The organism is Streptomyces aureoversilis, from assembly GCF_042657885.1.
Lineage (GTDB): Bacteria > Actinomycetota > Actinomycetes > Streptomycetales > Streptomycetaceae > Streptomyces > Streptomyces aureoversilis.
Genome location: NZ_JBHSKJ010000015.1, coordinates 21,896 through 46,137 on the forward strand (window position 1 = coordinate 21,896; position 24,242 = coordinate 46,137).

Sequence of the window (24,242 nt, forward strand, 5' to 3'; positions counted from 1 at the left end):
GGGGGGATGTCGGGGGTCAGCCCTTGGTGAGGATGGACCGGGCGAAGAACAGCAGGTTCGCGGGCTTCTCGGCGAGCCGGCGCATGAAGTAGCCGTACCAGTCGGTGCCGTACGCCGTGTAGACGCGCATCCGGTGGCCCTCGGCGGCCAGGCGGACGTGCTCCTCGCTGCGGATTCCGTACAGCATCTGGAACTCGTACTCGTCCAGCTTGCGGCCCGCCTGCCGGGCCAGCTCCTGTGTGATGGCGATCAGACGCGGGTCGTGCGAGCCGATCATCGGATAGCCCTCGCCCGCCATGAGGATCTTGATGGTCCGGACGAACGCCTTGTCGATCTCTGCCTTGTCCTGGTACGCGACGGAGGCGGGCTCCTTGTACGCCCCCTTCACGATACGCACACGGCTGCCGGCGGCGGCCAGGCGGCGGGCGTCGTCCTCGGTGCGGAAGAGGTACGCCTGGATGACGCAGCCGGTCTGCGGGAAGTCCTTCCGCAGCTCCTCGTGGATGGCGAACATCGAGTCGAGGGTCGTGTGGTCCTCCGCGTCCAGCGTAACCGTGGTGCCGATGGCGGCGGCGGCCTCGACGACGGGGCGGACGTTGGCGAGGGCGAGCTCGTGGCCGCCCTCCAGGGCCTGGCCGAACATGGACAGCTTGACCGACATCTCGGCCCGGGTGCCCAGGCCGAGCTCCTCGAGCCGGCCGATCAGCTGCAGGTAGGCGTCGCGGGCGGCGTGGGACTGCTCGACGGTGGTGATGTCCTCGCCCACCACGTCCAGGGTGACCTCGAGGCCCTTGGCCGCGGCGTCCTTGACGATCGGGATGACCTGGTCGACGGTCTCGCCCGCGATGAAGCGGTCGACGACCTGCTTGGTGCCCGGCGCAGCCGACACGAAACGGCGCATCTTGTCGCTGCGCGACGCAGCGAGGATCACGGGACCCAGCACGGGCACCTCCACGATGACGGCCGTCCCCACCTGGGGGGACGGCATAAGGAACTCATCGTGAAAACTAGAGATCACCCCGATCCTGGACCATCGACAGCTGTCACGCATCCGTGGCCCGGATCTCAGACAGATGTATGACAATGGTGACCTGTACATAGAACCTTGGGTTGATTCCGGGCCGAAATGACCTGCCGACGGCGGCCGGGCAGCCCGCACGAATCGGGGGAAGGAGCGTGGCGGGGCCATGCGCGGCGACTATCAGCACCTCGTCGACGAGATATCGGCGGCGCTCGGCGCCCCCGCGACGCTCGAGGACCGCGACTTCGTACTGATCGCGTTCGGCGCCCACGGCGGCGAGGACGACCTCGACGTGATGATGGACCCGGTGCGGACCCGCTCGATCCTGCAGCGGCGGTCCACCGCGGCCGTACGGGCGTGGTTCGAGGCGTTCGGCATCGCGCGGGCCCAGGCGCCGCTGAGGATCCCGCCGGACCCGGCGGCGGGGGTCTTCAAGGGCCGCATCTGCCTGCCGGTGCGCCACCGCGGCGTGGTGCACGGCTACGTGTGGCTGCTGGACGACGAGCACCTGGCCGGCCTGGACCTGAGCGTCCCGCACGCCGATCCGCGGCTCGCGCAGGCCATGGAGACGGCCGCCCGGATCGGCGAGCTGCTGGCCGCCGAGGCGCGGGCGGGCGCGGAGCTGGGCGAGCTGCTGCGCGAGGTGCTGGCGGGGCGGCCCGCGGGGCGCGACGCGGCGGCCGCTGCGCTGCGGGAGGCGATGGGCCAGGCGGCTGACGGGCCGCTCGGGCTGGTGGCCGTGGCGCCCTGGGCGCTGGGCGAGGGCGAGCACGGCGAGGGCGACCCGTCCGCGCCCGACGGCGTGGGGTCGGCGCTGGCGGGGCAGTCGGGCGTGGCCGCCCTGTGCACCGCGCCGGATCCCCTGCCCGACGGTTCGGCGGCGCTGGCCGCCCTGGTGCGGCTGCGCACCACGACCACGATCGCCCCGGCCCGCACGGCCGCCGAGCGGCTGCTGCGCTCCCCGCGTGCGGGGGCGGGCCCCGCGCGGCGCGGCACGGCCGGTCTCGGCGCCCCGCGCCGCGGCCTCGCGGAGCTGCCGGAGGCCTGGCGCGAGGCGCTGGCGGCGGCCCGGGCCGCGGCCGCGGAGCCGCGCCTGGGGCCGGTGGCGGAGTGGGGGGACATCGGCCCGTACCGCGTGCTGGCCGCCCTGCCGGCCGGGGCCGCCGAGGACACCTCGGTCCGCCCCCTACTGGCCCCCGCCCACGCCGAACTGGCCCGCACCGCCGAGGTGTTCCTCGACTGCGCGGGCCAGGCGGGCCGCACGGCCGCGGCCCTGGGCATCCACCGCCAGACGCTGTACTACCGCCTGGCGCGCGTGGAGCAGCTCACCGGCCTGGACCTGGACGAGGGCGAGGGGCGGCTGCTGCTCCACATGGCCCTGAAGGCCTCCCGCCTGTAGCCGCCCCCGGGCGCCCCGGGCCCGCTAGTCCTCCTCCACGGTGACGGCCTGGACGGGACAGGCACGCGCCGCCTCCTTGATCAGCGGATCGCCACCGCCGTCCTCGCTGCCCGGGCGGACGAGGCCGAAGCCGTCCTCGTCCTGGTCGAAGACGCCCGGTGCGGTCAGGACGCACTGGCCCGCGCCGATGCACACGTCGGAGTCGATGGAGACGCGAAGAGAACTCATGGCGGATTCCGTTTCGACGGGCTCACCAGGCGACCGGGAGAGCGAAGAGTCCTTGCAGGGTGTCGCCGGGCTTGACGGGCACCTCGTCCGGAGCAACGGCGAGGCGCAGGCCCGGGATACGGGTGAAGAGCGCGGACAGGGCGATCTCCATCTCGGCGCGGGCCAGGTTCTGCCCCAGGCACTGGTGGACGCCGTAGCCGAACGCGACGTGGTGACGGGCCGAGCGGCGGACGTCCAGGGCGTCGGGGTCGGCGTAGGCGGCGGTGTCGCGGTTGACGACGGACGTGCCGATCATGATGCCGTCGCCGGTGCGCACGGTGCGCCCGCCGATCTCGATGTCCTCCGTGGCGACCCGTATCAGGCCGTCGGCGATGGAGAGGAAGCGCAGCAGCTCCTCCACGGCGGTGGGCATCAGGCCGGGTTCGGCGCGCAGGGCGGCGAGCTCGTCAGGGTGTTCGAGAAGGGTGTACACGCCGAGCGCGATCATGTTGGACGTGGTCTCGTGGCCGGCGACGAGCAACAGCAGGACCATCATGACCAGTTCGTCGCGGTCGAGCTGACCGTCGGCTAGGCGGTCGGCGATGAGCTCGTCGAGCAGGCCGTCGCCGGGCTCGGCCTTCTTGCGGTCCACGAGCCGGTGGAGGTAGTCGCGCAGGTCGTCGCGGGCGGCGGTGGCCTCCGCGGCGGTCGGCGCCGCGAGCATCCGCCGGGAGCAGGCTTCGAAGAAGTCGTGGTCGTCGTAGGGGACGCCGAGCAGGGTGCAGATGACCATGGACGGCACGGGCAGGGCGTAGGCGGAGACGAGTTCCGCACTGTTGCCCTTGGCGAGCATGGTGTCGATGAGGCCGTCGACGATGTTCTGGATGCGGGGCCGCATGGCGGCGGCCCGCTTGAGACTGAAGCGGGGGATCAGCATGCGGCGCTGGCGGGCGTGTTCGGGGTCGTCCACGCCGAGGAGCGGGATCACCACCGACGCCTGGTTCTCGGCGCGCGGGGCGAGCACGGGAAAGGCCGGATTCTGACGGTCGGACGAGACGCGGGGGTCCGTGAGCAGGGCGCGGGCCTCGGCGTGGCCCGTCACCAGCCACACCCCGCGTCCGTCGTACAGGGTGACGCGCGTCAGCGGGCCACGGGCGGCCAGGTCCTGGTGGCCCGTGGGCGGCTGATAGGGGCAGGTGCGGTCGCTGGGGAAGGAGGGAGCCGATGAGGTGGTGGGCTGGATCCCGGTGTCGGTCATGTGCTTCCTTCCAGGCGTTCGGACTGTTGTCCTCTACATCCGGTTCATCCAGTCCAAGCCTCTTTCGAGGTTCGGGCTACGAGCAATCCGGCCATATCGCGCACAACGCCCGACAAGCTCCCGCATTCGGCCTGTGACCACGCCTTTGCCGCCTTCGGCCCGTTCGGCGCACCCCCCGTTCGGCCCAGCCCGCCCAGCCCGCCCGGCTCCCCCCGAAGACGCTCAGCCCGCCTTGAAGACCTCCATCAGACGGGTGAAGCTGTCGTCCCCGTAGCCACGCTCCACGCCGCGCCGGAAGACCTCCCGGACCGCGGCCGGCAGGGCGGCGTCGACCCCCGAGCCCTCGGCGGTGTGGACGACGTGGTCGATGCTCGCCACCCCCATGGAGAGCTTGTCGACGTCGCCCTCGTGCCGCCCGGCGTCGATGCGCGGTGCGTAGAACGCGAGGAAGCCCGGGATCGAGGCCATCGTGGACTGCGCGTACGGCAGGAACTCCTGCGCCGTGATGCCGTTCGCGGCGGTGATCGTGGTGGCGTGCAGGTAGCTGAGCATCGCGGTCCAGAACATGTCCATCTGGATCTGGTAGAACAGCGCGGCCAGGCCGGGATCGGTGCCGCGGTAGTCGGTTCCGGTGAGCACCTTCAGGGCGGCCTCGTGCGCCTCGAAGACCTCCTTGGGGCCGCTGTAGAAGGTCGACGACTCCGGCTTGCCGATGCCGGAGGGCGGCACCTGCACCCCGCCCGTGAGGTGCTCGGCCCCGTGCCGGGCGGCCCACGCGGCGGCCTCGCGGGCCCGCTCGGGGGTGTCCGAGCTGAGGTTCACCAGGACCCGGCCGGCCAGGGAGCCCGCGGCGGGCTCCAGGAGCGCGTACATCGCGTCGTAGTCGGTCAGGCTCAGCACCACGAGCTCGCTCGCGGCCAGCGCCTCCCCGACGCCGGCCGCGCGGCGCGCGCCCCGTGCGGCCAGGGCGTCGGCCTTGACGGCGGTGCGGTTCCAGACCGTCACCTCGTAGCCGGCGTCCAGGTACGCCCCCGCCATCGCCTGCCCCATGGGGCCGAGGCCGATGACGGTCACTGCTCGCTTGTCCGCGGAAACCATGAATCCACACCCCTCTAGAACGAACGCTCTATTTAGCGATGACATCAACGTAGCACGCCTCTAGAGCGAACGCTCTACCTATATTCTCGGGAGGGTGAAGACGACGCCGGAGCACGACCACGACGCACCCGCCGCGGGACCCGACGCCGGCCTCGGCACGCGCGAGCGGATCGTCCGCGCGACGTCCCGGCTGATGCAGCGCCAGGGCTACGAGGGCACCGGCATCAAGCAGATCTCCCGGGAGGCGAACGCCACGCTCGGGTCGGTCTACCACTTCTTCCCCGGCGGCAAGCAGGAGCTCGCCACCGAGGCGATCCGGCACGGCGACCGGGAGTTCGCCGGCATGCTGCGCACGGCACTGGAGAGCCGGCCGGACCCGGCCGAGGCGGTGACCGCCGTCGCCGGGCTCGTCGCCGGAGAGCTGCGCGCCTCCGACTGGCTGGACGGCTGCCCCGTCACCGCCACGTCCCTGGGGGCCGCCGCGAACGCCCCCGGCATCCGGGCGGCGGCTGCCGAGGCGTTCGAGCGCTGGCGGGGCCTGGTGCACGACAGGCTGCTCGCCGCCGGCTTCGCCGCGCAGGACGCCCGCGAGCTCGCGCACACGGTGATCAACACGCTGGAGGGCGCCGAGCTGACGGCCCAGATCGCCCGCAGCGAGGAGCCCTTGCTGATCGCGGGGCGCCATCTGGCGCGCCTGATCGACTCCTACCGCTGAGCCCGGGCCCGGCCGCGGGCCCGGCGCGGGGCGGCGGGCCCGGCGCGGGGCGGCGGGCCCGGCGCGGGGCGGCGGGCCCGGCAGCGCCCGTCAGCCTTCCGCCCCCTCCGGGGCGTCCGGCTCCCCCGGCTCGTCCAGCACCGTGCCCGCGAGCACCCGCCGGGCGCCCTCGACGATCTCCCTGCCGGTCGGCGCCGCGGCGGGGTCGATCAGCCACTGCATCCACAGGCCGACGAACACGGCGTAGTAGAAGGCACCCGCCGTGCGGGTCGCCTCCGGGCCGACCTCACTGTCGTCGACGCCCTCGAAGAGCGCCACCATGCCCTCGCGCCCCCCGGGCTGCACCGCGGCGAACTTCGACCTGAGCTCGGGGTTCTTCACCAGCTGACCGACCACCTCCAGTTGCGCCGACCAGAACTCGCGGTCCTTCGCGAAGCTCGCGATCACCCCGTCCAGCGTGGCGGCGAGGCGCTCCTCGCGCGGCGCCTGCGGGTCCGCCGCGGAGGCGATGGCGGGCGCCGCCTCGTCGGCCCACTCGGCGGTCAGCTGCAGGAAAGCCTCCATCATCAGCGCTTCCTTCGAGCCGTAGTGGTAGCCGATGGAGGCGAGGTTGGCCCCTGAGGCGGCCACGATGTCGCGCGCCGTGGTGCGCGTCCAGCCCTTCTCGAGCAGACAGCGCTTGGCGCCGTCGAGCAGATCTTCGCGATGTCCCATACCGGCAGCCTAGCCGCGGCCATACGCCTGTCCTAGACGACCGTACGAGACAAGCGTCTTATACAAGCGTCATAGACAAGCGTTTAAGACGTGCGTATATTCGCTGCCCATGACGACCCCACTGGCGACCCCGCCCGTCCGAACCCTCGCGGGCCGCAAGGAGTGGACGGCCTTCGTCGTCCTCCTACTGCCTCTCCTCCTGGTCTCGATGGACGTCTCCGTCCTCTTCTTCGCCATGCCGGCCATCGGCCGGGAGCTGGAGCCGACCGGCACCCAGCAGCTGTGGATCTTCGACAGCTACGCCTTCGCCCTCGCCGGGCTGCTGATCACCATGGGGGCGCTCGGGGACCGCATCGGCCGCCGCAGGCTGCTGCTGGCCGGGGCGTGCGCCTTCGGCGTCGCGTCGGTCTTCGCCGCGTACGCGGAGAGCGCGGAGACGCTGATAGCCGCGCGCGCCGTGCTGGGGCTGGGCGGGGCCACCCTCATGCCCTCGACCATGGCGCTGGTGCGCAACCTGTTCCACGACGACCGGCAGCGCACCAAGGCGATCGGCATCTGGTCGGGCGCCATGGCGGGCGGCATCGCGCTCGGTTCGGTGTTCGGCGGGGTGCTGCTGGAGCACTTCTGGTGGGGCTCGGCGTTCCTCGTCAACGTGCCCGCGATGGTGCTGCTGCTCGTGCTCGCGCCGCTTCTCGTACCGGAGTCCAAGGACCCGCGCCCGGGCCGGTTCGACCTGCTGAGCGTGCCGCTGTCGATCGGCGCCGTGATCCCGGTGATCTACGGGGTCAAGGAGATCGCCGCGGAGGGTTTCGCGGTGGCGCCCGCGGCGTGCGTGGCCGCCGGCCTGCTGATCGGCGCCGCGTTCGTGCGGCGGCAGCGCGGCCGGGGCGACGCGATGATCAGCCGCGAGCTGTTCCGCCACCGCGCCTTCGGGGCGGGCGTCGGGATCAACACGCTGGCCACGTTCGGCATGATGGGCTCGGCCTACTTCACCACGCAGTACCTGCAGTCCGTGCTCGGCAAGGGCCCGCTGGAGGCGGCGCTGTGGGGCGTCATCCCCTCCGTGGCGGTCGGTTGCGTCGCCCCGCTCGCCGCCGCGGCCGGGCAGCGGGCTCCCAAGGCCTACGTCATGGCGGCCGGTTTCGTCGTCGCGGCCGCCGGCTACGGGCTGCTGGCGGGGGTCGGAACGGACTCCCTGGCCCTGACGCTGGCCGGGTCCGCGGTCGTCGCCTCCGGCATCGTCGTGGTCATGGCCCTCGTCAACGACATGGCGCTCGGCAGCGCCCCGCCGGAGAAGGCGGGCAGCGCGGCCTCCCTGCTGGAGACCGGCCAGGAGCTGGGCGGGGCCCTGGGCATGGCGCTCTTCGGCAGCGTGGGCGTGGCCGTCTACCGCCGCGACATGACGGACGGCCTGCCCGCGGACCTGCCGCACGGGGCGCTGGACGCGGCCCGCGAGACCCTCGGCGGGGCGGCGGCCGTCGCCGCGCACCTCCCGGGGCGGGCCGGCGAGGCCGTCCTGGCCGTCTCGCGCGAGGCCTTCACCCACGGCATGAACGTGGCCGCCGTCGGCGGAACGGCCGTCCTGCTCCTGTCCGCCGCGATCACGGTGGCTGCCCTGCGCGGGGCACGGGGCGCCTGACCAGGGGCCGCCCGGGGCGACGCCCGGCCGGGGCGCCTGCCGCAAGGCTCGGCGCCGCCGGGCGGCACGGTTGTGCAGTGGCGCACCGCTGCGGCGGGCAGCGCCCGGCCGGTGCGCCCGCCGACAGCCGCCCGGAGGCTGTGGCCGACACACACCCCGCACGGGGCGCCCGACCGGCACCCCACGCAGCAGCCCCTACGAACAGCCGCGCCGCTGCTCGACGTACACGCTCAGCCCGTCCAGCAGCCGGGCCAGGCCGAACTCGAACATCGCGTCCAGGTCGGCTTCGGTGCCGCCCCGGGGCCGCCGGGCGGCGGCGCCGTCCTGCAGGTTCACGGCCACGCCGCGCACGTACCCGGCGACCGTGGCCCCGATGCGGACCACCGCGCCCGCCTCCAGGCCCGGCCCGGGCCCCGGCGCCGGGGTCATCGCCCGTTCCATGAGGCCGGTGGCGCACGCGGGGAGCTGCGGGCGCGGGACGGACACCATGGCCCTGGCCAGCCACGGATGACGGCGGTAGACGGCCCACTGGTACCGGGCGGCCGCGTGCAGACGGCCGCGCCAGTCGCCGGGTGCACCACCGGGCGGGCCGCACTCGCCGAAGGCGGCATCCGCCATCCGGGCGACGAGGTCGTCCTTGCCCGGCACGTGCCGGTACAACGCCATGGTGGGGACGCCGAGTTCGGCCGCGAGGGCGCGCATGGACAGGGCCGCGGCGCCGTGGGCGTCGGCCAGCGCGATCGCCGTCCGCACGATGCGCTCAGGGGTGAGCTTCCTCAGCGCTCCGCCCGCCGCTCGGGGCGGCCGGCCGTTGCGCTCCGCACAGGCCCCCTCCCCCGGCCCGGCCGCGCCGCACGGGGCGGCCACGACGGTGCCGACCCCGGGCACCGCCCGCACCACGCCCTCCTCGCGCAGCACCGACAGGACCTTGGCGGCGGTCGCCGTCGCGACGCCCCACTCCTGGGCGATGCGCCGCACGGAGGGGACCTTCTCCCCCGGGCCGATCTCCCCGGAGGCGATGCGGGCGCGGAGTTCGGCGGCGATCCGGCGGTACGGGGCGGAGGCCGGAGCCGAGGGCTGTTCCAGTACACCCATGACGGGAAGGCTAGGAGAGCCGCGGGGGGCTGCGGAAGGCGCGTCCCGCCGGCGACGGGCGCGCCGCGGCCGCAGGCCGGACTCCCCTGTCCTGTACGGATCCTGTACGGACGGCGGCACGGCGTCCGTACGGACGGCCGGCCCGGCCGCCCCGAGGGGATGCCGGGCCCGCCGAGGGCGCTTCCGCACCCCGGCCCACCGATCCGCCGGAACCGTCAGTCCGCCAGACCGTCAGTCCAACAGCCCGCCAGTCCGTCAGTCCGTCAGATTCACCGCACGGGCCGACGCCGCGCCGATCTCCTCGGCGATCTCCGACAGCACCGCCGGCGTCACCGACTCGTCGACCGTGAGGGCGACGAGCGCCTCGCCGCCCTCCGTGGCGCGGGAGACCTGCATGCCGGCGATGTTGATGCCGGCCTCGCCGAGGATGCGGCCCAGGGTGCCGACGACGCCGGGGCGGTCGGCGTAGCGGAAGAAGGCCATGTGGTCGGCGAGGGCGAGGTCCACGTCGTGCTCGCCCACGGCGACGATCTTCTGCTGGTTCTTCGGGCCGGCGAGGGTGCCGGAGATGGAGACCTCGTCGCCCCCGGCCAGCGTGCCGCGCACGGTCACCACGTTGCGGTGCTCGGTCGACTCGGAGCTGGTGGTCAGCCGCACCTCGACGCCGCGCTCCTGCGCGAACAGCGGGGCGTTGACGTAGGAGACCGTCTCGTCGACGACGTCCTCGAAGACGCCCTTGAGGGCGGACAGCTCCAGGACCTTGACGTCGTACTGGGTGAGCTCGCCGTAGACCTCGACGTCGAGCCGGACGGCGACCTCGCCGGCCAGGGCCGTGAAGATCCGGCCGAGCTTCTCGGCCAGCGGCAGGGCGGGCTTGACGTCCTCGGCGATGACACCGCCCTGGACGTTGACCGCGTCCGGCACCAGCTCTCCGGCGAGGGCGAGCCGCACCGACCGGGCGACGGCGATGCCGGCCTTCTCCTGGGCCTCGCCGGTGGAGGCGCCGAGGTGCGGGGTGGCCACCACGTTGTCGAACTCGAAGAGGGGGGAGTCGGTGCACGGCTCGGAGGCGTAGACGTCGAGGCCCGCGCCGGCGACGCGGCCCTCCTTGAGTGCCGCGGCGAGCGCCGTCTCGTCCACGATGCCGCCGCGCGCGGCGTTGACGATCCGGACGCTGGGCTTGACCTTGCGCAGGGCCTCGTCGCCGATGAGCCCGAGCGTCTCCGGCGTCTTGGGCAGGTGCACGGTGATGAAGTCCGCGACCTCGAGGAGCTCGTCGAGCGTCAGCAGCTTGACGCCCATCTGGGCGGCGCGGGCGGGCTGCACGTACGGGTCGTAGGCGACGACCTTCATCCCGAAGGCGGACATCCGCTGGGCGACGAGGACGCCGATCCGGCCGAGGCCGACGACGCCGAGGGTCTTCTCGGACAGCTCGACGCCGGTGTACTTGGAGCGCTTCCACTCGCCGTTCTTCAGCGCGGAGTTGGCCTGCGGGATGTTGCGCGCGGTGGCGATGAGCAGGCCGCAGGCGAGCTCGGCGGCGGTGACGATGTTGGAGGTCGGGGCGTTCACGACCATCACGCCGGCCTTGGTGGCGGCGGAGACGTCGACGTTGTCCAGGCCGACGCCGGCGCGGGCGACGACCCGCAGCTTCTTCGCGGCGGCGATGGCCTCCGCGTCGATCTTCGTGGCGCTGCGCACGAGCACGGCGTCGACGTCGGCGACGGCGGGCAGCAGCTCCGCGCGGTCGGCGCCGTTGCAGTGCCGGATCTCGAAGTCGGGGCCGAGCGCGTCGACGGTGGCCGGGGAGAGCTCCTCGGCGATCAGCACGACGGGTTTGCGGGGCGAAACAGTGCTCACGGAGTCCTCAGTCCTCACTGGTCCATGGCGGACGGCCGTCCCGACGGCCGCAGGCGGTGAAGGGGGCAGGCAGCCGCGTGGAAGACGCACGACGCTGTGAGCCTGGTACGCGCTTGTTGGTGTGCAGTGTATCGGCGGTTGCCGCGCCGTCGCGCGAGCTTCGCCCACGGGCGCCGGGCGGGCCGGTTTCCCGGCCCGCCCGGCGCCCGGCGGCGCGGAGTGCGCCTACTCCTTGTCGTCCACCCAGCTCATCAGCTTGCGCAGCTTCTTGCCGGTGGTCTCCAGCAGGTGGTCCTCGTCGGCCTTCTTGTACTCGTTGTACTTGGGCAGGCCGGCCTGGTACTCCTTCATCCAGTTGTTGGCGAAGGTGCCGTCCTGGATCTCGCCGAGGACCTTCTTCATCTCGGCCTTGGTGCCCTCGTTGACGATGCGCGGGCCGGTGACGTAGTCGCCCCACTCGGCGGTCTCGGAGACGGACCAGCGCATCTTCTCCAGGCCGCCCTCGTACATGAGGTCCACGATCAGCTTGAGCTCGTGGAGGCACTCGAAGTACGCGATCTCCGGCTGGTAGCCGGCCTCGACCAGGGTCTCGAAGCCCGCCTTGACGAGCGCCGACGCGCCGCCGCAGAGCACGGCCTGCTCGCCGAAGAGGTCGGTCTCGGTCTCCTCGGTGAAGGTGGTCTTGATGACGCCGGCGCGGGTGCCGCCGATGGCCTTGGCGTAGGAGAGCGCCAGCGCGAAGGCGTTGCCGGAGGCGTCCTGCTCGACGGCCGCGATGCACGGCACGCCGCGGCCCTCCTCGTACTGGCGGCGGACCAGGTGGCCCGGGCCCTTGGGGGCGACCATGCAGACGTCGACGCCGGCCGGGGGCTTGATGAAGCCGAAGCGGATGTTGAAGCCGTGGCCGAAGAAGAGCGCGTCGCCGTCCTTGAGGTGGTCCTTGACGGACTCCTCGTAGACCTTGGCCTGGATCGGGTCCGGGACGAGGATCATGATGACGTCGGCCTCGGCCGCGGCCTCGGCCGGGGTGACGACGCGCAGGCCCTGCTCCTCGGCCTTCTGCTTGGACTTGGAGCCCTCGTGCAGGCCCACGCGGACGTCGACGCCCGAGTCGCGCAGGGACAGCGCGTGGGCGTGGCCCTGGCTGCCGTAGCCGAGGACCGCGACCTTGCGGCCCTGGATGATGGACAGGTCGGCGTCGTTGTCGTAGAAGAGCTCGGCAGCCACGTTGGGGATTCTCCTTGTTTCCGGTTTTCCGGTTGTGCGTCCCACCGTATGACGGGCGGGCGGACGGAAGATTTCGGGTCTCGGTATGCGGATCCGCGCGGGGATCCGGGGGTCCGCAGGGGGGAGCGGGGGTCCGCAGGGGTGCGGGGCGCGGCCTCAGGCCGAGCGGTCGAGCGCGCGCAGGCTGCGGTCCGTGATGGACCGGGCGCCGCGCCCTATGGCGATCGTCCCGGACTGCACCAGCTCCTTGATGCCGAAGGGCTCCAGCATCTTGAGCATGGCGCCGAGCTTGTCGCTGCCGCCGGTCGCCTCGATGGTGACGGCCTCCGGGGAGACGTCGACGGTCTTGGCGCGGAAGAGCTGGACGATCTCGACGATCTGGGAGCGGGTCTCGTTGTCGGCGCGGACCTTCACCAGGACGAGTTCGCGGTGGATGGCCGCGCTGTCCTCCAGCTCGACGATCTTCAGCACGTTGACGAGCTTGTTGAGCTGCTTGGTCACCTGCTCCAGGGGCAGCGACTCGACGTTGACGACGATCGTGATGCGGGAGATGTCCGGGTGTTCGGTGACCCCGACGGCGAGGGAGTCGATGTTGAAGCCGCGGCGGGCGAACAGGGCGGCGATCCGGGTCAGGATGCCGGGGGTGTTCTCCACCAGGACGGAGAGCGTGTGCTTGGTCATCAGGTTCTCTTCCTCGTCAGGCCTCTGTCGCCTCTGTCATCTGTCGTCGGCGGTCCGTCAGTCGTCCTCGGTGTCGCCGAAGTCCGGGCGGACTCCGCGCGCGGCGAGGATCTCGTCGTTGGAGGTCCCGGCGGCGACCATCGGCCAGACCATGGCGTCCTGGTGGACGATGAAGTCGATCACGACGGGCCGGTCGTTGATGGCGTTGGCCTTCTCGATGACGGCGTCGAGCTGGTCCGGGCGCTCGCAGCGGATGCCGACGCAGCCCATGGCCTCGGCGAGCTTGACGAAGTCCGGGACGCGGGTGCCCGCGCAGGGCTCGGTGCCGGCGCCCGTGGCGGTTCCGCCGTTGGAGACGGACGGGCCCGCGTGGAGCACCGTGTTGGAGTAGCGCTGGTTGTAGAACAGGGTCTGCCACTGGCGGACCATGCCGAGGGCGCCGTTGTTGATGATGGCGACCTTGACCGGGATGTCGTTGAGCGCGCAGGTGACCAGTTCCTGATTGGTCATCTGGAAGCAGCCGTCGCCGTCGATGGCCCACACGGTGCGGTCGGGCATGCCGGCCTTGGCGCCCATCGCGGCGGGGACGGCGTAGCCCATCGTCCCGGCGCCGCCGGAGTTGAGCCAGGTGGCGGGCTGCTCGTAGTCGATGAAGTGGGCGGCCCACATCTGGTGCTGGCCGACGCCCGCGGCGTAGATGGTGTCCTTCGGCGCGAGCTGCCCGATGCGCTGGATGACCTGCTGCGGGGAGAGGCTGCCGTCGTCGGGCTGGTCGTAGCCGAGGGGGTAGGTGTCGCGCCAGCGGTTGAGGTCCTGCCACCAGGCCGCGTAGCCCGTCCCGGCGGCCTCGCCCGTGCGGCCCTCGGCGTGCTCGGCCTGGATGGCGACGATCAGGTCGGCGATGACCTCGCGGGCGTCGCCGACGATCGGCACGTCGGCGGCGCGGTTCTTGCCGATCTCGGCGGGGTCGATGTCGGCGTGGACGATCTTGGCGTGCGGAGCGAAGGAGTCCAGCTTGCCCGTGACGCGGTCGTCGAAGCGGGCGCCGAGGGCGATGATCAGGTCGGCCTTCTGCAGGGCGGTGACGGCGGCGACCGAGCCGTGCATGCCGGGCATGCCCAGGTGCTGGGGGTGGCTGTCGGGGAAGGCGCCGAGCGCCATCAGGGTGGTGGTGACGGGGGCGCCGGTCAGCTCGGCGAGCACCTTCAGCTCGGCGGTCGCGCGGGCCTTGAGGACGCCGCCGCCGACGTAGAGCACGGGGCGGGCGGCCTGGCTGATCAGCTTGGCGGCCTCGCGGATCTGCTTGCTGTGCGGCTTGGTGACCGGGCGGTAGCCGGGCAGGTCGGTGTGCGGGGGCCAGCTGAAGGTGGTCTGCGCCTGCAGGGCGTCCTTGGCGATGTCGACGAGCACGGGGCCGGGGCGGCCGGTGGACGCGACGTGGAAGGCCTCGGCGATGGTGCGGGGGATCTCCGCGGGGTCGGTCACCAGCCAGTTGTGCTTGGTGATCGGCATGGTGATGCCGCAGATGTCCGCCTCCTGGAAGGCGTCCGTGCCGATCGCCTTGGAGGCGACCTGGCCGGTGATGGCGACCAGCGGGACGGAGTCCATGTGGGCGTCGGCGATCGGCGTGACGAGGTTGGTGGCACCGGGGCCGGAGGTGGCCATGCAGACGCCGACCTTGCCCGTGGCCTGGGCGTATCCGGTCGCGGCGTGGCCGGCACCCTGCTCGTGGCGGACCAGGACGTGGCGGACCTTCGAGGAGTCCATCATCGGGTCGTACGCGGGGAGGATCGCCCCGCCCGGGATCCCGAACACGATCTCGGCACCGACCTCCTCCAGCGAGCGGATGAGGGACTGCGCGCCCGTGACGTGCTCGACGGTGGCGGGCTGGTGCGCCGCGCCGTTACGGGCCCGCGGCTGCGGATGGTGGGCCCCGGTGGCCTGCTCGGTCATCGACATTCTCTTCTCGAAGGATTCGACGGGTTCGATCAAGGGGTTCGATCGACGGGTTCGACTGGTTGAGCGGAGGTCGGTTTGGGTGGGTCTGTCACGTTCTAGTGCAACAAAAAACCCCTCGTGCCGTGAGGCAAGCGAGGGGAGCGCGCCGGTGTGGTCAGCAGGGCGTGTGAAGGGCCTGCTTCAGCCGACGCGCTTTCCAAGTACGAGAATTCGGGTGCGCATGGAACCGACCCTCCACCCGCCACCTGGGAAGTGTCAAGTGGGTGGGACGGGCGTCTCATTATTTGAGCGCAATGGAGCATGGGCGAGTGATCCGGCGCCCCCCGCGGACCCGGATCGCGTAGCGGACGGTACTGCTCCTGCGGGCAGGGCGCCGCCTCCGACCCACGCTTTTGCGCCATCCACCGGCGCTCCGGGGACGGGGTAGGCCCCGAGGTTCAGCGCGTGGCGCAGGCGGTGCTCGTCGAGCGGCCCGGCGAAGGCGGCGCCCAGGGCGTGGGTGCAGCCCATCGCGCGCAGGGCGAGCGCCTGCTCGGGCACGTCGACGCCGTCGGCGACGGACTGCATGCCCAGGTCGGTGGCGATCCTCAGCAGCCCGGCGGTGATCTTGTGCAGCCGGGCGGACTCCACCACGCCGTCGACCAGCCCCCGGTCGAGCTTGAGGGTGTCGATGGGCAGCCGGCGCAGGGCGCTGATGGCGGCGTAGCCGCTGCCGAAGCCGTCGAGGGCGATCCGCACCCCCATCCGGCGCAGGGCGGCCAGGCGCCGCTCCAGCTCGTCCAGCGGCACCCGGGGGTCGCTTCCGGACAGCTCCAGGACGAGCGCGCCCGAGGGCAGCCCGTGGCGGATCAGCAGCCCCTCCAGGTTCTTGGCGGGCAGCGACTTGTCCATCAGCCGGGCGGCGGACAGCCGGACGTACACGGGCACGGGGTGGCCCGCGCGGCAGCGCTGGGCGGCCTGCTCGACGGCCTTCTCCACCGTCCAGCGGCCCAGCTCGGCGATGCGGGCGGCCTCGTCGCCCCGGTCGTTCTCGGCCACGCGGAGATACTCCGCAGGGGTGAACAGTATTCCCTGGGCGGAGCGCCAGCGGGGCTGGGCGGCGACCGCGGTGACCGCGCCCGTGCCCAGGTCGACGACGGGCTGGTGCAGCAGGGCGAACTCGCCCTCGTGCAGGGCGGTGCGCAGCCGCGTGGCGAGCTCGGCGCGGCGGACCACGTCGGCCTGCATCTGCGGTGCGTAGAGCTCGACGCGGCCCTTGCCGGCCTGCTTGGCGCGGTACATCGCGAGGTCGGCGTTGCGCATCAGCTCGCCCGGGGTGATGCCGGGCTCGGCGAAGGCCACGCCGATGCTGGCGGCGACGCGGACCTCGGTGCCTCCTTCCACGCGGTAGGGCTGGGAGAGGGTGATCCGCAGCCGGTCGGCGATCTCGTGGATGCGGTACTCGCGGGCGGCGGGGTCGCGGGTACCGTCGCCGATGATCAGCGCCGCGAACTCGTCGCCTCCGAAGCGGGCCGTGGAGTCGCCCGCGCGGACGGAGTCCTGGAGGCGACGGGCCGCCTGGACGAGCAGCTCGTCGCCGGCTTGGTGGCCGACGCTGTCGTTCACCGCCTTGAAGCCGTCGAGGTCGATGAAGAGCACGGCGGTGCCCGCGTCGGTCGCTCTGCGGCCGGTGAGGGCCTGCTGGACGCGCTTGGTGAACAGGGCGCGGTTGGGCAGGTCGGTGAGCGGGTCGTGCTCGGCCGTGTGCTGGAGCTGGGCCTGGAGGCGGACGCGCTCGGTGACGTCGCGGCTGTTGAAGATCAGGCCGCCGTGGTGGCGGTTGACGGTGGACTCGACGTTGAGCCACTCGCCGCCGCCGGAGCGGAAGCGGCACTCGATGCGGGTCGTGGGCTCCTCGGCGGGCGGCGCCGCGAGGAAGCGGCGCACCTCGTGGACGACTCTGCCCAGGTCCTCCGGGTGGATCAGCGAGGCCAGCTCGGAGCCGACGAGGTCTTCGGCCTCGCGCCCGTAGACCCCGGCGGCGGCCGGGCTGACGTAGCGCAGTATGCCCGTGGGCGCGGCGATCATGATCACGTCGCTGGAGCCCTGGACGAGGGAGCGGAAGTGGTTCTCCTTCTGGGCCAGTTCCTGGGTGAGGGAGATGTTGTCCAGCAGCATGATGCCCTGGCGGATCACCAGGGCCAGGACGACCGTGCAGCCGGTGAACAGGACGACTTTGTCGACCTGGTGGCCGTCCAGGACGTTGTAGAGGATGCCCAGGGTGCACACGGCGGCGGCCAGGTACGGCGTGAGGGCCGCGAGGGAGCCGGCGATGGGGCGGCTGGGGTGGTGCGGGTGCTGGGCGGAGCGGGCCGGGGCGGCGTCGTCGCCGTCCTCGCGCGCGACCCAGGGGGCGTACGCCATGAGCATGTAGCCCGCGAACCAGCCGGCGTCGAGGATCTGGCCCGAGCGGTAGTGCGAGCGCAGCAGCGGCGAGGTGAACAGGGCGTCGCACAGGACCGTCAGGGCGAGGGCCGCGATGGCGGTGTTGATGGCGGAGCGGTTGGCGGTCGAGCGCCGGAAGTGCAGGGCCAGCACCATGGACACCAGGGCGATGTCCAGCAGCGGATAGGCCAGGGAGAGCGCGGCGTGGGCGACGCTCTCGCCCTCGAAGTGCGCGGTGTGCGCGAGCGCGAGGCTCCAGGAGAGCGTGAGGAGCGAGCCGCCGGTGAGCCAGGCGTCGAGGGCCAGGCACACCCAGCCGGCCCGGGTGACCGGGCGGCGGGCGAGGACCAGCAGGCCGATGATGGCCGGCGGCGCGAAGAGCAGGAAGCAGAAGTCGGCCACGGAGGGCGTCGGGACGCGGGCGTCCAGGACGACCTCGTACCAGCCCCAGACAACGTTGCCGAGACCGGCCATGGCCGAGGACGCGGCGAAGAGGAACCAGGCGAGCCGGAAGCGCGTGCGGTGCGTGCGCCCGTACCAGAAGCAGGAGACGGCGGCGAGGACGGCCGCGCCGCCGAGGCCGAAGTCGCCCATGGCCGAGGCGAGCTCGCTCGATCCCCAGCCGAAGGCCGCGCCCGTGGCGTAGCCGCCGCAGACGAGGGCCAGCAGCAGCTGGGAGACCGGGCCCGAGCCGCAGGACGGGCGGGACAGGGCCGCCCCCGGGGCGCTCACCGCGCCGCCGTCCGCAGCAGCGGGATCCATGGGAGCCACAGGAGCAGCGTCGCCACGCAGTGCGGTCGCGGTGCACAGTGCGGTCGTGGTCGGTGCGTGAGCCGCGTCGGGTTGATCGTCCATTGGCCGTGCATCGCCCGTCGCCCCCCTCGAGTTCCGGTCCTCGCTGCGGCCGTTCCTGTGCACGCCGCAGCCCCCGTCCGGACGATACACCAGACTCGTCACTCAGGGACATAGCTCATATACATAGCGTAATCAGCCACGGGGTTATGGACACTGAGTGCAGTCGAACGGTACCTCTACGTGGTAACTAGCGGGCGATGACTACGACATTTTGCAGTGGCGCGTCCAGAGCGAATCTGGCCAGCTGATCACGCAGCAGCCGCTCGGCGCGCGGCAGAAAGGCCGAAGAGGGGCCACCCACATGGGGGGTGATCAGCACCCCTGGGGCACTCCACAGCGGGTGCCCGGGCGGCAGCGGCTCGGGGTCCGTGACGTCCAGTGCGGCACGCAGCCGACCTGCGTCCAGTTCGGCCAGGAGGGCCTTGGTGTCGACCACGGCACCGCGCGCCACGTTCACCAGCAGCGCCCCGTCCTTCATCCGCGCCAGGAAACCGGCGTTGACGAGCCCCCGGGTCTCCTCGGTGAGCGGCGTCGCGAGAATCACGACGTCGGCGTCCGGCAGCAAGCCGGGCAGGGCGGCGATCGGGTGCACGGGACCGCGCGCACTGTCCCGCGCGGAGCGTGCGACGCGTGTGACCCGCGCGCACTCGAAGGGCACGAGCCGGTCCTCGATGGCGCTGCCGATCGAACCGTAACCCACAATGAGCACCGACTTGTCGGCCAGCGCCGGCCGGAAGCCCTGCCGCCACTCCCCCGCGTCCTGCGCGCGCACGAAGCCGGGGATGTCGCGCAGCGAGGCGAGGGTGAGGGCCAGGGCGAGTTCGGCGGTACTCGCGTCGTGCAGCCCGCGGGCGTTGCACAGCACGGCGCCCTTCGGCAGCCCCTCCACGGCGGGCAGCAGGTGCTCCACGCCCGCGGTGAGCGCCTGCACGACCCGGACGCGCGTCATGCCCGGCAGCGGGCGCAGGCACGGCTCGGGGTCGGTGACGTACGGGACCGCGTAGAAGTCGCAGCGGGCGGGGTCGGTCGGGTACTCCGGCCCGCCGTCCCAGAAGGCGTAGTCGAGGCTCTCCGGGAGCCCTTCGATCCGCTCGGGCGGGAAGGGCAGCCAGACCAGGGGGCGGCCGGAACCGCTGTCATCTGCACTCATGCCTGGAGGCTATGCGATCGGGCCGGTGCGGCAGAGGTTAGTTTGGGGGCGAGGAACGGGAGGGGTACGGCCGGTGGAGCGCAGGAATATCGGTGCGACGGCGCTCGAAGCGGGCGCGATCGGCCTGGGGTGCATGCCCATGCACTGGGGATACACCGCCTCCCAGCGCAGCGGGGAGGGTGCGCTGCGCACGGTGCACGCGGCGCTCGACGCGGGCACGACCCTGCTGGACACGGCGGACATGTACGGGCCGTTCACCAACGAGCTGCTCGTGGGGCGGGCGCTGCGGGAGAGGCGCTCCGAGGCGTTCGTGTCGACCAAGTGCGGGCTGCTGGTGGGCGACAGCCACATCGTCGCCAACGGCCGTCCGGGCTACGTGAAGCGGGCCTGCGACGCCTCGCTGCGCCGGCTGCAGACCGACGTGATCGACGTCTACCAGCTGCACCGGCCCGACCCCGAGGTGCCGGTCGAGGAGACCTGGGGGGCGATGGCGGAGCTGGTCTCCGCGGGCAAGGTGCGGGCGCTGGGCTGGTGCGCGATCGGCGCGCGCCCGCACCGCCGGTCGCGCGCCGGGCGGTACGACGCGACGATCCGGCAGCTGGAACGGGTGCAACAGGTGTTCCCGGTGAGCTGTGTGCAGGTGGAGTTGTCGGTGTGGTCCCAGGAGGCGCTCGATGCGCTGGTGCCCTGGTGCGCCTCCCGGGGCGTCGGCATGCTGGCCGCCATGCCCCTGGGGAATGGTTTCCTCAGTGGCACGCTCACGCCGGGGCAGGGCTTCGAGCCGGAGGACCTCCGGGCGCGCCACCCGCGCTTCACCGCCGAGATGATGGCCGCCAACCAGCCGATCGTCGCGGGGCTGCGCCGGGTCGCGCTGCGCCACGACGCGACGGCCGCCCAGGTCGCCCTGGCCTGGGTGCTGGCCCAGGGCCGGCACGTCATACCCGTACCGGGCACGAAGAAGCCGGTGTGGGCGGTGCAGAACGCCGCGGCGGCACAACTGCGGCTCACTCCCGAGGACTTCGCGGAGATAGCCGCCCTCCCCCGCGCCATGGGGTCCTGGGACTGACGCGGCGCACGTGGCGCACCCGTGCGCTCCTCCCCCGGACGGCGGCTCCCGGTGTGGCACAGTGCCGCGTACACGCAGTGCGCCCCGGCGAGAGGAACGAACCGTGCGACGACGTCCCCGTGTCCGTACCGGCGCCGCCGCGCCGATCGCCTCCCTGCGGACGGCCACATCTCTGCGGCCGTCCGCCTCCCTGCTCCTGGCCGCATCCCTGCTGCTCGGCGTCGCGGCCTGTTCGAGCGAGGACGGCTTCCCGGGCGAGGGTCCGCGGCAGGGCTCGCCGGCCAAGTCGCCCGGCACGGAGGCCTCTTCGGGCACCGCACCGGCCCCGCCGGCGCCCGCCAAGGGCTCGGTCAAGGTCGTCCGGACGCTCACCGCGAAGCTCGGCTCGCCGTGGGGCGTCGCGGTGCTCCCCGGCGGCGACCTGCTGGTCGCCTCCCGCGACACGGGAAAGATCGCCCGGGTGGCGGTCAAGGACGGCGCGCAGAGCGAGGTGGGCGAGGTGCCCGGCGTCGTCAAGGGCGGTGAGGGCGGCCTGCTGGGCCTGGCGGTCTCGCCGGACTTCGCCACCGACCGCCTGGTGTACGCGTACTTCACCACCGATTCGGACAACCGCATCGCGCGCCTGCGCTACGACGAGCGCAAGCCGGCGGGGCAGCGGCTGGGGGCGCCCGACACGATCCTCCGGGGCATCCCCAAGGGGCCGGTCCACGACGGCGGCCGCATCGCCTTCGGCCCCGACCGGATGCTCTACGCCGGGACGGGCGACGGCGGGCAGCGCGATCTCGCCCAGGACAAGGCTTCCCTCGGCGGGAAGATCCTCCGCATGACCCCGGACGGCCGCCCCGCGTACGGCAACCCCGAGGAGAACTCGGTGGTCTACTCCTACGGCCACCGCAACGTGCAGGGTCTGGCCTGGGACGCGGGCAAGCGCCTGTGGGCGTCGGAGTTCGGCCAGAACACGTGGGACGAGGTCAACCTGATCCGGCCGGGCGGCAACTACGGCTGGCCCGTCGCCGAGGGCAAGGCGGGCCGGTCCGGCCACACCGACCCCGTCGAGCAGTGGAAGACCTCCGACGCCTCCCCCAGCGGACTCGCCTTCGCCAAGGGCTCCCTGTGGATGGCGGCTCTGCGCGGCGAGCGCCTGTGGCGGATCCCGCTGGACGGCACGCAGCCGGTGGCCGGTCCCCAGGCGTTCCTGCAGGGCGAGTACGGGCGGCTGCGCACGGCCGTGGCCACGGACGACGGCGGGCTGTGGCTGACGACGAGCAACACCGACGGGCGCGGGAAGCCGGGCGGCGAGGACGACCGGATCCTGCGGCTCGAAGTGAGCTGACGGTCACGGCGCACAACTTTTCCGGGACCGTACACGCGTCCGCCTAGACTGGACGGACAGTGCGGCGACGGGAGTTGAAGATGTTCAACGTGTTCGAGGAAGTGTTCGCACCGGGCCGGAAGCACAGCCACGAGGAGCTAAAGCGCCTCGAACTGACCCGCGACGACGTCGGTGACGGCGACCCCGCGCGCGGCCCGGTCGACCTCGACTCGGGCCGCGTACTCATACGCCCGCCCCGGCAAGGCTCTTCCCGGGACTGACCGGGAGGGGCTCCCGGACCCCGTCCGCCGGCTCCGGCGCGTCCACCGGCTCCGGCGGCTCGATGCTGATCCGGGGCAGGCGGCGCTCCAGCCACGCCGGCAGCCACCAGTTGGCGCCGCCCAGCATGTGCATGAGGGCCGGGACGAGCAGCGTGCGCAGCACGAAGGCGTCGAGGGCGACGGCCGCCGCGAGGCCGATGCCGAACATCGCGATGACGCGGTCCCCGCTGAGGACGAAGGCGAGGAAGACCGAGATCATGATCACCGCCGCGGAGTTGATGACGCGGCTGGTCTCGGCGAGGCCGACGCGCACGGCCCGGGTGTTGTCGCGCGTGGCGAGCCACTCCTCGTACATCCGGCTGACCAGGAAGACCTGGTAGTCCATGGACAGGCCGAAGAGCACGGAGACCATGACGACGGGCAGGAACGGCTCTATCGGCCCGGCGCCGCCGAGGCCGAGGAACCCGGCGCCCCAGCCCCACTGGAAGATCGCGACGACGATGCCGAAGGACGAGGCGACGGCGGCGATGTTCATCAGCGCGGCCTTCAGGGGGATGCCGATGCTGCGGAAGGCCAGCAGGAGCAGCAGGCAGCCCAGGCCGACGACGGTGCCGACGAAGAGCGGCAGCTTGCCGAGGATGATGCCGGCGAAGTCGTCGTAGCTCGCGGTCATGCCGCCGACCTGGACGTCCACGCCGGTGCCGGCGGTCGCCTTGGGCAGTACGGTGCCGCGCAGCCGGTCCACGAGGTCGCTGGTGTCGCGCGACTGCGGGGAGGTGGTGGGGACGACGCTGATGACGCCGGTGTCGCCGCTGGGGTTCACCTGGGCGGGCGAGGCGGAGGCGACGCCCTCGGTGTGCCGCAGGGCGTCCGGGAGCTCGGTGAAGGCGAGCCGGTCGGCGGCGCTGTCGAGGTCGGCCACCAGGGTCAGGGGGCCGTTGACGCCGGGCCCGAAGCCGCTGCCGAGCATGTCGTACGCCTGCCGCGTGGTGGACGAGGCCGGGTTGTTGCCCTGGTCGGAGGTGCCCAGGTGCAGGGAGAAGGTGGGCAGCGCGAGCACGAGCATGACGACGGCGGCCACGGCGCCCAGCAGCTTGGGGTGCCGCTCCACGAACGCCGACCAGCGGGCGGCCAGGCCGGTGGGCAGCTCCGGGCGGGGGCCGCTGTCCGCGAGGCGGCGGCGCTCGCGGCGGCTGAGGGCGCGGTCGCCGATGACCCCGAGGAGCGCGGGCAGCAGCGTGACCGAGGCGGCGACGGTGAGGACGACGGTGAGCGAGGCGGCGAGGGCGACGCCGTTGAGGAAGCTCAGCCGCAGGATGAGCATGCCCAGCAGCGCGACGCACACGGTGCCGCCCGCGAAGACGACGGCGCGCCCGGTGGTGGCGACGGCCCGCTCGGCCGCGACGGCCACGGGCAGCCCCGCCCGCAGCCCCTTGCGGTGCCGGGTGACGATGAACAGGGCGTAGTCGATGCCCACGCCGAGCCCGATGAGGGTGCCGAGCATGGGGGCGAAGTCGGCGACGGTCATGACGTGACCGAGCAGCTGGGTGCCCATGAACGCGGTGCCCACGCTCACGAGGGCCGTGGCGATCGGCAGCAGGCTCGCGGCCAGCGAGCCGAAGACGACGAAGAGCACGACGGCGGCGACGGCGATGCCGATGATCTCGCTGAGGTGGCCGCTCGCGGCCTCACCGGTGGCGATGCCGGTGCCGCCGAGGGCGACCTCCAGATTGCCGTCCGCCGCGGACCGGGCCGTCTCGACGACCTGGTGCACCAGCTCCTTGTCCGGGGCGCCGGGCGAGGCGAAGGTGACGGAGGCGTACGCGGTGTGCCCGTCGGGGCTGATCCTGGCGGCGCCGTCGGGGCCGCTGTACGGGCCGCTGACGGACTCGACGCCGGGCAGGGCCGCGACGTCGCGCAGGGTCTCGGTCATGCGCTGCTCGACGGCGGAGGCGCGCACGGTGCCCTGGCCGGTGTGCCAGACGATGGTGTCGTCGCCGCCCTGGCCGGGGAAGCCCGCCTCCAGGAGCGCGCCCGCGCGGGCGGCCTCGGTGCCGGGGACGGCGTAGTCGTTGGAGTACGCCGGGCCGGCCAGGGTCGCGGCCGCGGCGGTGCCCGCGAGGGCCACGAGCCACAGCACGATCACGGCGAAACGACGGCGCAGGCACCATCGGGCGAGTGAGGTCATTCGGGCTGCTTCCCGTTCGGCGCGTCGATCCCGCCGGGAGAACTGCCCCGTGCATTTCCGAGCGCATGAGCTGCTGGGCCTGGGGCCCCGCAG

The 24,242-nt window shown here is 72.7% G+C and carries 19 protein-coding genes; 6 read left to right on the forward strand and 13 right to left on the reverse strand.

The window, feature by feature from the left end:
• Window positions 1-16: 16 nt before the first annotated feature.
• Window positions 17-943 (reverse strand): proline dehydrogenase family protein, encoded by a 927-nt coding sequence (locus ACFPP6_RS24640; protein ID WP_382046708.1) that lies wholly within the window; start codon window positions 941-943, stop codon window positions 17-19.
• Window positions 944-1,187: 244 nt separating this feature from the next.
• On the opposite strand from ACFPP6_RS24640, the gene ACFPP6_RS24645 reads away from it, so the two are divergent.
• On the forward strand, window positions 1,188-2,420 hold the full coding sequence (locus ACFPP6_RS24645; RefSeq protein WP_382046269.1) for a PucR family transcriptional regulator: 1,233 nt from the start codon (window positions 1,188-1,190) through the stop codon (window positions 2,418-2,420).
• A gap of 24 nt (window positions 2,421-2,444) precedes the next feature.
• Here the strand turns inward: ACFPP6_RS24645 and ACFPP6_RS24650 are convergent, their stop codons facing one another.
• The 3 genes from ACFPP6_RS24650 to ACFPP6_RS24660 form a co-directional block, all read right to left on the reverse strand.
• Window positions 2,445-2,648 carry a ferredoxin gene (locus tag ACFPP6_RS24650; RefSeq protein WP_382046272.1) on the reverse strand — a complete coding sequence of 68 codons (204 nt, stop codon included), beginning with the start codon at window positions 2,646-2,648 and terminating at the stop codon, window positions 2,445-2,447.
• 22 nt (window positions 2,649-2,670) lie between these two features.
• Window positions 2,671-3,885, reverse strand: a complete 1,215-nt coding sequence (locus ACFPP6_RS24655; RefSeq protein WP_382046276.1) for a cytochrome P450 — start codon at window positions 3,883-3,885, stop codon at window positions 2,671-2,673.
• A gap of 222 nt (window positions 3,886-4,107) precedes the next feature.
• Window positions 4,108-4,983 (reverse strand): NAD(P)-dependent oxidoreductase, encoded by an 876-nt coding sequence (locus ACFPP6_RS24660; RefSeq protein ID WP_382046279.1) that lies wholly within the window; start codon window positions 4,981-4,983, stop codon window positions 4,108-4,110.
• 94 nt (window positions 4,984-5,077) lie between these two features.
• On the opposite strand from ACFPP6_RS24660, the gene ACFPP6_RS24665 reads away from it, so the two are divergent.
• A complete protein-coding gene (locus ACFPP6_RS24665) occupies window positions 5,078-5,698 on the forward strand; it encodes a TetR/AcrR family transcriptional regulator (RefSeq protein ID WP_382046282.1) in 621 nt (206 codons plus the stop codon).
• A 90-nt stretch (window positions 5,699-5,788) separates the two neighbouring features.
• Here the strand turns inward: ACFPP6_RS24665 and ACFPP6_RS24670 are convergent, their stop codons facing one another.
• Window positions 5,789-6,412 carry a TetR/AcrR family transcriptional regulator gene (locus ACFPP6_RS24670; RefSeq protein WP_382046285.1) on the reverse strand — a complete coding sequence of 208 codons (624 nt, stop codon included), beginning with the start codon at window positions 6,410-6,412 and terminating at the stop codon, window positions 5,789-5,791.
• Window positions 6,413-6,521: 109 nt separating this feature from the next.
• Here ACFPP6_RS24670 and ACFPP6_RS24675 point away from each other — a divergent pair, with 109 nt between their 5' ends.
• Entirely contained in the window at window positions 6,522-8,051 is a 1,530-nt protein-coding gene (locus tag ACFPP6_RS24675) for an MFS transporter (protein ID WP_382046288.1), read from the forward strand.
• A 195-nt stretch (window positions 8,052-8,246) separates the two neighbouring features.
• Here ACFPP6_RS24675 and ACFPP6_RS24680 read toward each other — a convergent pair whose 3' ends face one another.
• From ACFPP6_RS24680 to ACFPP6_RS24710, 7 genes are all read right to left on the reverse strand, one after another.
• Complete coding sequence (locus ACFPP6_RS24680) at window positions 8,247-9,146, reverse strand: GntR family transcriptional regulator (protein WP_382046291.1); 900 nt, start codon at window positions 9,144-9,146, stop codon at window positions 8,247-8,249.
• A 255-nt stretch (window positions 9,147-9,401) separates the two neighbouring features.
• Window positions 9,402-11,006: a phosphoglycerate dehydrogenase gene (gene serA / locus ACFPP6_RS24685; protein WP_382046294.1), complete on the reverse strand. Its 1,605-nt coding sequence runs from the start codon at window positions 11,004-11,006 to the stop codon at window positions 9,402-9,404.
• 225 nt (window positions 11,007-11,231) lie between these two features.
• Window positions 11,232-12,233 (reverse strand): ketol-acid reductoisomerase, encoded by a 1,002-nt coding sequence (gene ilvC / locus ACFPP6_RS24690; RefSeq protein WP_382046297.1) that lies wholly within the window; start codon window positions 12,231-12,233, stop codon window positions 11,232-11,234.
• Window positions 12,234-12,389: 156 nt separating this feature from the next.
• On the reverse strand, window positions 12,390-12,914 hold the full coding sequence (gene ilvN / locus ACFPP6_RS24695) for an acetolactate synthase small subunit (RefSeq protein WP_058046407.1): 525 nt from the start codon (window positions 12,912-12,914) through the stop codon (window positions 12,390-12,392).
• A gap of 57 nt (window positions 12,915-12,971) precedes the next feature.
• The gene (locus ACFPP6_RS24700) at window positions 12,972-14,867 is read right to left on the reverse strand and encodes an acetolactate synthase large subunit (protein WP_382046301.1); all 1,896 of its coding nucleotides are present in this window, start codon (window positions 14,865-14,867) and stop codon (window positions 12,972-12,974) included.
• 261 nt (window positions 14,868-15,128) lie between these two features.
• Complete coding sequence (locus ACFPP6_RS24705) at window positions 15,129-18,059, reverse strand: putative bifunctional diguanylate cyclase/phosphodiesterase (RefSeq protein WP_382046304.1); 2,931 nt, start codon at window positions 18,057-18,059, stop codon at window positions 15,129-15,131.
• A 280-nt stretch (window positions 18,060-18,339) separates the two neighbouring features.
• The gene (locus ACFPP6_RS24710) at window positions 18,340-19,302 is read right to left on the reverse strand and encodes a 2-hydroxyacid dehydrogenase (RefSeq protein WP_382046307.1); all 963 of its coding nucleotides are present in this window, start codon (window positions 19,300-19,302) and stop codon (window positions 18,340-18,342) included.
• A gap of 73 nt (window positions 19,303-19,375) precedes the next feature.
• On the opposite strand from ACFPP6_RS24710, the gene ACFPP6_RS24715 reads away from it, so the two are divergent.
• The 3 genes from ACFPP6_RS24715 to ACFPP6_RS24725 all read left to right on the forward strand — a co-directional run bounded on the left by ACFPP6_RS24715 (window position 19,376) and on the right by ACFPP6_RS24725 (window position 21,961).
• A complete protein-coding gene (locus ACFPP6_RS24715; RefSeq protein ID WP_382046310.1) occupies window positions 19,376-20,368 on the forward strand; it encodes an aldo/keto reductase in 993 nt (330 codons plus the stop codon).
• 154 nt (window positions 20,369-20,522) lie between these two features.
• On the forward strand, window positions 20,523-21,701 hold the full coding sequence (locus ACFPP6_RS24720) for a PQQ-dependent sugar dehydrogenase (protein ID WP_382046711.1): 1,179 nt from the start codon (window positions 20,523-20,525) through the stop codon (window positions 21,699-21,701).
• 80 nt (window positions 21,702-21,781) lie between these two features.
• Complete coding sequence (locus ACFPP6_RS24725) at window positions 21,782-21,961, forward strand: DUF6191 domain-containing protein (protein WP_382046312.1); 180 nt, start codon at window positions 21,782-21,784, stop codon at window positions 21,959-21,961.
• Here ACFPP6_RS24725 and ACFPP6_RS24730 read toward each other — a convergent pair.
• A complete protein-coding gene (locus ACFPP6_RS24730; RefSeq protein WP_382046315.1) occupies window positions 21,924-24,149 on the reverse strand; it encodes an MMPL family transporter in 2,226 nt (741 codons plus the stop codon). The two genes, ACFPP6_RS24725 and ACFPP6_RS24730, sit on opposite strands and share 38 nt — an antisense overlap.
• Window positions 24,150-24,242 lie beyond the last annotated feature (93 nt).